Origin of the sequence: Sutterella sp., assembly GCF_052272535.1 — a bacterium.
Classification (GTDB): Bacteria; Pseudomonadota; Gammaproteobacteria; order Burkholderiales; family Burkholderiaceae_F; genus Sutterella.
In genome coordinates this window covers 1-9,366 of record NZ_DAVZJY010000079.1, presented here as the reverse complement: position 1 = coordinate 9,366, position 9,366 = coordinate 1, and the positions used below count along the sequence as shown (strand labels likewise).

Sequence of the window (9,366 nt, the reverse complement as noted above, 5' to 3'; positions counted from 1 at the left end):
CCTGCGGGCGTTTTTCCTTTTTCAGTCGCGCCGGGAGGCGTCGGTTCAGGAAGAAGCCCCGGGACGCCGCTCTTCGGCGAGCCCCGCGGACTGCGCTTCGGCGAGCTGCCGGAAGCGCCCGTTCTCCTTGGCGAGAAGCTCCTTCATGGAGCCCCGCTCCTTCATCACGCCCCCCTCGAGAACGACGATCTGGTCCACATTCTCGATCGTCGAATAGCGGTGGGCGACGATGAAGACGGTCCTGCCGCGGGTGACGGCCTCAAGCGCATCCTTGATCGAGGCTTCGGCCTGCGCGTCGAGCGCGCTCGTCGCCTCGTCGAGAATGAGGATCGGCGCGTCCTTGAGGAGCGCCCGCGCGATCGAAAGACGCTGCTTCTGACCGCCCGACAGAAGGCCGCCGCCTTCACCGACGGGCGTTTCAAGTCCCTTGGGAAGGCTCTTCACGAAGTCCGCAAGCGCCGCGGTCTCGAGCGCCCGCCAGAGGTCGGCCTCCTTCACGTCGGCAAGCCCATAGCGCAGGTTCGCCCCGATGGTGTCGTCAAAGAGCACCACGTCCTGCGAGACGATGGAGATCTGCCGGCGCAGCGACTCGAGCGTGAGGTCGCGCAGGTCGTGGCCGTCCAACGTGATGCGCCCCTCGGAGACCTCCCAGATGCGCGGGATGAGGTTCACGGCCGTAGTTTTGCCGGAGCCGGACTGGCCGACGAAGGCGACGTGTTCGCCGGGCTTCACCTCGAGCGACACGTCCGACAATGCGAGGCCTTCCTGGCCGGGATACCTGAGGGAGACGCGCTCGAACTTCACCTCGCCCCGGGCGCGCTCGAGCGTGATCGTGCCCTCGTCCTTTTCGTGCTCCGCGTCGAGCGTCTCGAAGATGCTCTTGGCGGCCGTCGACATGGCCGCGAAGGTGCCGTTCAACCCCGAGAGGTTCTGGATCGGCTGCTGCATGAGGAGCATCGCCGAGAGGAAGGTGATGAACTCCCCGAAGGTGAGGAGCCCCTCCTGGGCCTGGTAGAGGGCGGCGCCCACTACGAAGGCGACCGCCGTCATCACGAGGATCTGCGTGAGCGGCGTGGACATGCTCTGCGTCTTGATCGTCTTGAGGGCAAGCCGTCCCATGAGGTTGTTCACCTTCGCGAAGCGATCGTCCTCGAAGTCGTAGGCGTTCGAGACCTTCACGAGCCGCTCCGCCCCGTAGGTCTCCTGCACGCGGGAGATCACGTGGGCAAGGTTTTCCTGCGAGTTCTTGACGATCACGCGCATGCGCCGGCTGATGCGGGTGAGGACGAAGGCGAGCGCCGGAGCCACGAGCAGCATCACGAACGTGAGGCGCCACGAGTACCAGAAGAGGATCGTGATGAGCGCGATCACCTGCACGACGTCGCGGATGAGGACCACGAGCGAGTCGGTCGCGCCCCCGAGCGCCATGGCCGCTTCGTTCACGAACTTCGAGGAGACGAGCCCGGTCGGATTCGACTGATAGCGGTCCGCAGGCCAGCGGAGGATGTTTGAGAAGAGCTCCGTGCGCAGCTTCACGAGCACGTTCTGACTCACCTTCGTCATCAACACCGCGCTCATCACGGTCGAGACCGCGAAAATGAGCGAGACGCCGATCAAGGCCGCGGGCGCCGCGAAGATCACCCAGGCCTCCTTGTCGTAGAAGCCGATGTCGGTCAATTTGCCGAGCAGGGTCGCCGTGAGCGAGGACATGGAGGCCGAGCCGAGGAGGAAGACGCAGGCGAGCGCGATCGTCCACTTGTAGGCCCAGAGGTAGCGGTAGAGCCGGATGAGGTTCGGGTCGATGCGGTTCTTGAGGATTCTGCGCAGGAGACTCATGCCGGCACCTCGTTGTGAGCGTTGCGGGAGGAGGCTGCGGCCGCGGGATCGATCCCCTGGAGGCGGCAGAGGCGCGCAAAGAGACCGTCCCGGCGGGCGAGCTCGGCCCAGGTGCCCGACTCGACGACGCGGCCTGCGTCGAAGGCGAAGATCTGCGTGGCGTCCGCGATGGAGGAGAGCCGGTGCGCGACGATGAAGGTCGTGCGCCCCTTCATGAGGTGCGCGAGCGCGTCGCGGATCTGGAGCTCGGACTTGCTGTCGAGCGCCGAAGTCGCCTCGTCGAGGATGAGGATCGGCGCATCCTTGAGGAGCGCCCGGGCGATCGAGATGCGCTGCTTCTGCCCGCCCGAAAGCCGGTCGCCGGCTTCGCCCGCCGGCGTGTCGAGCCCCTCGGGGAGCGAGTCGATGAATTCCGTGAGGGCGGCCGCGTCCACCGCGCGGCGGATCTCCTCCTCGGTGGCGTCGGTCTTCGCGTAGGCGATGTTGGCGCGGATCGTGTCGTCGAAGATGAGCACGTCCTGCGAGACGATGGCGATCTGGCTGCGCAGGCTCTCGAGCGTTGCGTCCTGGGCGTCCACGCCGTCGATGAGGATGCGCCCGGAGGTCGGATTCCAGAAGCGCGGGATCATGTTGACGAGCGAAGTCTTTCCCGACCCCGACAGGCCCACCAGGGCGACGACGTCGCCGGGGCGGGCCGTGATCGTAACGTGCGAGACGGCGTCGCGCTCGGCGTTGGGGTAGCGCAGCGACACGTCCTCGATTTGCACTTCGCCCCGCACGCGGCCGAGGACCGTCTTCCCCTCGTCGCGCTCGAGCGGCGTGTCGAGCGTGTTGAAGATGCTCTCGGCCGCGACGTTCATCATCACGAAGGTGGCGTTCAGACCCGCCAGGTGCCGCAGGGGCGGCATGATGAGGAGAAGCGCCGCGAGGAACGTCACGAAGTCGCCCATCGTGATGAGGCCCGCCTGCGTCTGATACATCGCCGCCGTCAGCACGACCGCCACGCCCGACATGCCGAAGAGCTGCGTGAGCGGAGTCCCCAGAGAGGAGACCTTCGTCATGCGCACGGCGAGGTCCCGGAGCCTCACGTTGAGCGCATTGAAGCGGCTGACCTCCTCGTCGTAGGTGTTCGCCACCTTGATCACGCGCTCGGCCTCATAGGCCTCCTTCACGCGCACGAGGACTTCGGCGATCGAGTGCTGGCTCGAGCCCATCACCGTCTTGAGGCGCCGGGAGATGTACCTGAGGAGCCAGGCGACGCACGGACCGATCAAGAGCGAGACCAGTGCAAGGGTCCAGTTGTTCCAGAAGAGCATCACTGTCAGGGCGATCACCTGGACGGTGTCGCGGATCAGCGTGATCGCCGACTTCGCCGCGCGTCCGAGGGCGTAGTTCGCCTCGAAGACGAACTTCGACGTGACGATGCCCGTCTGGTTCTTCTGGTACTCCTCGGCGGGCCAGCGCAGGATTTTGTGGAACATCTCCCGGCGCAGGTCGATCAGCATCGACTGTGAGACCTTGCCGAGAAGATAGTTGCTCATGAACATGCTCCCGCCGTGCAGGAACGCGATGAGGATGAGGCCCGCGGGGGCGGCGAGCACCACCCAGGCCTCCTGGTTGTAGAAGCCCGCATTGGTGAGCTTGCCCAGAAGGGTCGCGATGAGCGAGGAGGAGGCACCGGCGGTCAGCATGAAGCCGACGGCGCAGGCGAGCTTGCCCTTGTGGGCGGGAAGCATGGCCGCGAGGCGCCTCAGGCTCGGAGAGAGTTTTTCACTGAGCTGGGTGAGGAGTTTCATTCTGCAGTTGTTCGATGGCGCTGCCGGGATGCAGACGGAACGCGTCGGGGCCCGGCTCTGCCGTACATCCGGACGAGGCCCTCAGGAGGAGCTTCCGGCAGGAAACAACCGAGCGTACCGTCTATCGCGCGAAAGGGCAAGGACCTCCGGCCGAAGTCTTCCCGAAACGGCCGTCTGCCCGCTTCGGAGCGCCGGGGCCTCCCGCTCGAGGAGGCACGCCGTTTCTCTTGGGAGCGGGCGTCGCCCGGGAGGGCCGTCCTTCACCTCCGTCCGATGCTAGGCGGAGGAACCATAAAAGACAATTGATTTATATTTATGTCTATTGATGCAGATTCCGCATGACTTGGGGCCCCCTCGGCCAACCCTGAAAAGCCTTCGGGCGGCCCGCAGAAACGGACCGCCCGAATGAGCTTCCTGGGGCCGGCTGGAGGCGGCTCCCGCACCTGTTTGTCCCGCCGCCGGCGGCTGAGGTGCGGGGCGCCAAGGCGTCAGCTGTGCTTGATGCGGCCGGCGACGAAGTCCGCGGCCTCTTCAACCTTCACCATCGTCTTTTCGCCGAGGTTCTCACGGTCGGCGTACTCCACTTCGCCCGTCTTGAGGCCGCGGTCGCCGATCACGACGCGGTGCGGCACGCCGATGAGCTCCCACTCGGCGAACATCACGCCCGGACGCATGTCGCGGTCGTCGAGGATGACGTCCACGCCGCGGGCGAGGAGCTCCTCGTAGAGCTTGTCGGCGGCGGCCTTCACGGCCTCGCTCTTGGCGTAGTTCATCGGGCAGATCACCACTTCGAAAGGCGCGATCGAGTCGGGCCACATGATGCCCTTGTCGTCGTGGCGCTGTTCGATAGCGGCGCCCGCGACGCGGGTGACGCCGATGCCGTAGCAGCCCATCTGCATGGGGCGCGGCTTGCCGTTCTCGTCGAGGAAGTTCGCCTGCATCGGCTCGGAGTAGCGCGTGCCGAGGAAGAAGACGTGGCCCACTTCGATGCCGCGCTGCAGGCGCAGCGTGCCCTTGCCGTCGGGCGAGGCGTCGCCTTCGACCACATTGCGCAGGTCCATGACCTTCGGTTCGGGCAGGTCGCGGCCGAAGTTGACGCCCGTGTAGTGGTAGCCCTCTTCGTTGGCGCCGCAGCAGAAGTCGCTCATGTCGGCGGCGGTCTTGTCGGCGTAGACGGCGACCTCTTCGGAAAGGCCGACCGGCCCGAGGTAGCCCGGCTTGGAGCCGAAGGCCGAGAGGATCTCCGCGTCGGTCGCGAAGCGGAAGCCCTCCTTGAGTTCGGGGATGTGGCCCGCCTTCACTTCATTGAGTTCATGGTCGGCGCGCAGCAGCACGAGGACGATCTTCGCCGGGAGCGGCTCGCCCTTTTCGTTCGTGCGGTCGGCGGCGAGCACCACGCTCTTGATCGAGGAGAGGAGCGGAATGCCGAGGTATTCGGTGACGAGCTCGCACTTCTCCTTGCCCGGAGTGGCGCGCTTCTCCATCGCCGCGGTCGGGGCGGCGCGGCCCGGGAGTACGGAGGCGGCTTCGGCGAGCTCGATGTTGGCGGCGTAGTCCGAATCCGGGCAGTACGCGATCACGTCCTCACCGGCGTTGGCGATCACCTGGAACTCGTGCGAGCGCGAGCCGCCGATCGAGCCCGTGTCGGCGCGCACGGCGCGGAAGACGAGGCCGATGCGGTTGAAGATCCGCTGATAGGCCGCGTACATGCGGTCGTAGGACTTGCCGGCGCCTTCCTCGTCGCGGTCGAACGAGTACGCGTCCTTCATCGTGAATTCGCGGCCGCGCATCACGCCGAAGCGCGGACGGCGCTCGTCGCGGAACTTCGTCTGAATGTGGAAGAAATTCACCGGGAGCTGACGCCAGCTCTTGATCTCCTGACGGGCGACGTCGGTGATCACCTCCTCGGAGGTGGGCTGAATCACGAAGTCGCGCATGTGGCGGTCCTTGATGCGCAGAAGCTCGGGACCGTACTTCTCCCAACGGCCCGTTTCCTGCCAGAGCTCGGCGGGCTGGACCATCGGCATGAGCAGTTCGATGGAGCCGGCGCGGACCATCTCCTCGCGGATGATTTTCTCGATCTTGCGGATCACGCGCAGGCCGAGCGGCATGTAGGTGTACACGCCCGCGGCGAGCTTCTTGATCATCCCTGAGCGGATCATGTACTGCTGGCTGATGACGTCGGCGTCGGCGGGAGCTTCTTTAAGCGTCGAAATGAAAAAGGAACGGGCTCGCATAACTGTTCTATTCGTCCGCCCCGTGCGTGAACGGGTCCGTCCGGGGACCCTCCGCCCGAGGGCTTCTGAGGCAGAAAAAAGGCCGCCTGCGGATCGGGAGGCGGCGCGAAAAAGGAACAAACGGTGAATTCTAAAGCTTAGAGGACCACGAGGTTGTCGCGGTGGATCATCTCAGGCGAGTCGCAGGCGCCGAGAATGCGCACGACGTCCTCGGTGTGCGCGCAGCAGATGCGCCGCGCCTCGTCGGAGGCGTAGCTCACGAGCCCGCGGGCGACTTCGCGCCCCGCTTCGTCCACGCAGGAAACCACTTCGCCGCGCACGAAGTCGCCCTCGACCGCGACGACGCCGACGGGCAGGAGCGACGTGTGCCCGTCGCGCAGCGCCCGCACGGCGCCCGCGTCGAGCGTGAGGCGGCCGGCCGAGCGCAGGTGGTCGGCGATCCACTGCTTTCTGGCGTGGAGAATCGACGAGGCGGGCTTCAGGTGCGTGCCGATCGCCTCGCCCTGCGCGAGGCGCACGAGGACGTCCTCCTCGCGCCCCGACGCGATGATCGTGCCCGCGCCCGAGCGCGCGGCGCGCTTCGCCGCGAGGATCTTCGTGATCATGCCGCCGCGCGAGAGCTGGCTCGCCGCGCCACCCGCCATTCTCTCGAGCGCGGGGTCGCCCGCCGTCGCCTCGGAGACGAACTGCGCGTCCGGGTTCGAGCGCGGGTCGGCCGTGTAGAGCCCCCGCTGGTCCGTGAGGATCACGAGGACGTCGGCTTCGACAAGGTTCGTGACGAGGGCGCCGAGGGTGTCGTTGTCGCCCACCTTGATCTCTTCGGTCACCACGGTGTCGTTCTCGTTGATCACGGGAACGACACCGAGCGAAAGAAGCTCGATCAAGGTCATGCGGGCGTTCAGGTACTGCTCGCGGTCGGCGAGGTTCGCGTGCGTGAGCAGCACCTGCGCCGTGCCGATGCCGTGGCGGGCGAAGTGCTCCTCATAGGCCTGCACGAGGCCCATCTGGCCCACGGCGGCCGCGGCCTGGAGTTCGCACACGCGCGTCGGGCGCGTGCTCCAGCCGAGGCGCTTCATGCCTTCGGCGATGGCGCCGGAACTCACGAGCACCACTTCGCGCCCCATGCGGCGCAGTTGGGCGATCTGGTGCGCCCAGCGCTCGATCGCCTCGACGTCCACGCCGCGGCCCTCGTTCGTCACGAGGGCGCTGCCCACCTTGACGACGATGCGGCGGGCGTTCTGTAGGAGTGAAGTCATTTCCGGGCCTCCTCGTGTCCGAAGTCTTGATGCGGAAAGGCCGCCGGAGGCGTCTCTAGCCTCTGCGGCGGCCGGTGGATTCACTTCCAAATCTTAGTGCGCGGCGGGGTCGTAGGGTTCGGCGCTGCTGCGCTCCTCGTCGAAGCGTTCGTCGTCGAGGAACTGACGCTCGGCGCGCCGGTCCTCGTCGATCTTCTGCGCGAGCGCGTTGATGAGCTCGGGGAGCCCCTCGCGGGTCGCGGCGGAGACCGCGAAGACGGGCTCGTGCTCGCGCGCGAAGGCCGTGCGGAACTTCTCAAGAAGCGCCGCGCGGTCCTCCTCGGGGACGAGGTCCATCTTGTTGAGGACCACCCAGCGGGGCTTGGCGGCGAGTTCGGGGTCGTACTTCTCGAGTTCGGCGACGAGCGCATGGGCCTGCTCGAAGGGGTCGACGGACTCGTCGAGCGGGCAGGCGTCGATCACGTGGAGTAGCACCTTCGTGCGCGAAAGGTGGCGCAGGAAGAGGTGCCCGAGGCCCGCACCCTCGGCGGCGCCTTCAATGAGGCCTGGAACGTCGGCGAGCACGAAGCTCTGCTCGGGGCCCACGCGCACCACGCCGAGATGCGGGTGCAGCGTCGTGAAGGGGTAGTCCGCGATCTTCGGGCGCGCATTGGAGACGGCCGTGATGAGGGTGGACTTGCCCGCGTTCGGCATGCCGAGAAGGCCCACGTCGGCGAGCACCTTGAGCTCGAGTTCGAGCGAGCGGTACTGCCCGGGCTCGCCCGGCGTGAACTGACGCGGCGCGCGGTTCACCGAGCTCTTGAAGTGCAGGTTCCCGAGGCCGCCCTTGCCGCCCGCTGCGAGCAGCGCCTTGGCGCCGTGCTCGGCGAGGTCGGCGACCACTTCACCGGTGTCGGAGTCGCGGATGATCGTGCCCACGGGCATGCGCAGGACGATGTCCTTGCCGCCCGCGCCGTAGCAGTCCGCGCCGCGGCCGTTTTCGCCCGCCGGGGCGAAGAACTTGCGCGTGTACTGATAGTCCACGAGCGTGTTGATGTTGCGGTCGGCGAGCGCGTAGACCGAGCCGCCGCGGCCGCCGTCGCCGCCGTCGGGGCCGCCCTTCGGGATGAACTTCTCACGGCGGAAGCTCGCGGCGCCGTTGCCGCCCTTGCCGCCCTGAACCTCGATGTTGGCTTCGTCGACGAATTTCACAATGGGCCTCGAATGGATGTCGGGGTTGAAGATGGAAAAATCTGGTGCTTGAGAATAGCAAAAGCCCAGCCGGGAGATCCGCACTGGGCTTTCTTTCAATCCGGACCGGACCACTTCAGACCGGCCCCGTCAGAAGGGCCGCGTGCAGTCCGGTTGTTCCCGGCCGGCTGATCTCGGAAAAACGGGAGATCAGAGGGCCGTCGGTTCGACGTGAACGTAGTGGCGATGGAACGCGCCCTTCACCTCGAACTTGACGACGCCGTCGACAAGCGCGTAGAGGGTGTAGTCCTTGCCCTGACCGACGTTGTCGCCGGCGTGGAACTGCGTGCCGCGCTGACGGACGATGATGCCGCCGGCGTTGATGGCCGCGTTGCCGAAAACCTTCACGCCAAGACGCTTCGCCTTGGAATCACGACCGTTGCGGGTGGAGCCGCCGCCTTTCTTATGTGCCATTTTCTTATGCTCTGCTCAAAGAGAGGAATGAAGAACCAATCAAGCGTTGATCGCGTCGATGCGAACTTCCGCGAAGTACTGGCGGTGACCGCCCGACTTCATGGAGTGCTTGCGGCGACGGAACTTGAAGATGCGGACCTTGTCGGTGCGGCCGATCTTGGTGATGGTGCCGGTGACGGTGGCGCCTTCAACGACGGGCTTGCCGACCTTGAGGCCGTCTTCGCCGGAAACGGCGAGAACTTCGCTGAAGGTAACCTGGGTGTCGGCGTCCTGGCCGAGAAGCTCGACCTGAACCAGATCGCCGACGCTGACGCGGTACTGCTTACCGCCGGTCTTGATGATCGCGTACATGTAGTAAAACCTCGCCGCCCTGCTTCAGCTCCCGTGCGGGAACGTTTGCAGAGCCTTTTTGTACTCGACGCGCCCCGGTCGTCCGGAGGGAATCCCCGGCAAACGCCGCTGCACGTCCAATGCGTGGAAAGGTGCGCATTATCCACTGCGCAAATTCGTCCGTCAAGCGCAAGGGGCGGATTTTTTGCAAAAACCAGAGTTCCCGCCGCCCCAGCGCAGCGCGCCCCGAAGGGGGCCGCGGCGGAC

Annotated in this window: 7 protein-coding genes; all 7 read right to left on the bottom strand. The window is 66.2% G+C overall.

The genetic code is table 11. The features are described from left to right. Positions 1-45 precede the first annotated feature (45 nt). The 7 genes from msbA (ACT6Y9_RS05570) to rplU all read right to left on the bottom strand — a co-directional run bounded on the left by msbA (ACT6Y9_RS05570) (position 46) and on the right by rplU (position 9,120). Positions 46-1,836 carry a lipid A export permease/ATP-binding protein MsbA gene (gene msbA, locus ACT6Y9_RS05570; protein WP_295477569.1) on the bottom strand — a complete coding sequence of 597 codons (1,791 nt, stop codon included), beginning with the start codon at positions 1,834-1,836 and terminating at the stop codon, positions 46-48. After that, positions 1,833-3,632 carry a lipid A export permease/ATP-binding protein MsbA gene (gene msbA, locus ACT6Y9_RS05565; RefSeq protein ID WP_443743801.1) on the bottom strand — a complete coding sequence of 600 codons (1,800 nt, stop codon included), beginning with the start codon at positions 3,630-3,632 and terminating at the stop codon, positions 1,833-1,835. Before msbA (ACT6Y9_RS05565) ends, msbA (ACT6Y9_RS05570) begins: the two co-directional genes overlap by 4 nt. A 488-nt stretch (positions 3,633-4,120) precedes the next feature. Further along, entirely contained in the window at positions 4,121-5,869 is a 1,749-nt protein-coding gene (locus ACT6Y9_RS05560) for a proline--tRNA ligase (RefSeq protein WP_443743800.1), read from the bottom strand. 137 nt (positions 5,870-6,006) lie between these two features. Next, positions 6,007-7,125, bottom strand: a complete 1,119-nt coding sequence (gene proB / locus ACT6Y9_RS05555) for a glutamate 5-kinase (RefSeq protein ID WP_443743799.1) — start codon at positions 7,123-7,125, stop codon at positions 6,007-6,009. Between the two features lie 93 nt (positions 7,126-7,218). Next, positions 7,219-8,316: a GTPase ObgE gene (obgE, locus tag ACT6Y9_RS05550; protein ID WP_295477561.1), complete on the bottom strand. Its 1,098-nt coding sequence runs from the start codon at positions 8,314-8,316 to the stop codon at positions 7,219-7,221. 189 nt (positions 8,317-8,505) lie between these two features. After that, positions 8,506-8,769 carry a 50S ribosomal protein L27 gene (gene rpmA / locus ACT6Y9_RS05545; protein ID WP_295477559.1) on the bottom strand — a complete coding sequence of 88 codons (264 nt, stop codon included), beginning with the start codon at positions 8,767-8,769 and terminating at the stop codon, positions 8,506-8,508. A gap of 39 nt (positions 8,770-8,808) precedes the next feature. Beyond that, positions 8,809-9,120, bottom strand: coding sequence for a 50S ribosomal protein L21 (gene rplU, locus ACT6Y9_RS05540; protein WP_295477557.1), 312 nt, complete (start codon positions 9,118-9,120; stop codon positions 8,809-8,811). Between the last annotated feature and the right edge of the window lie 246 nt (positions 9,121-9,366).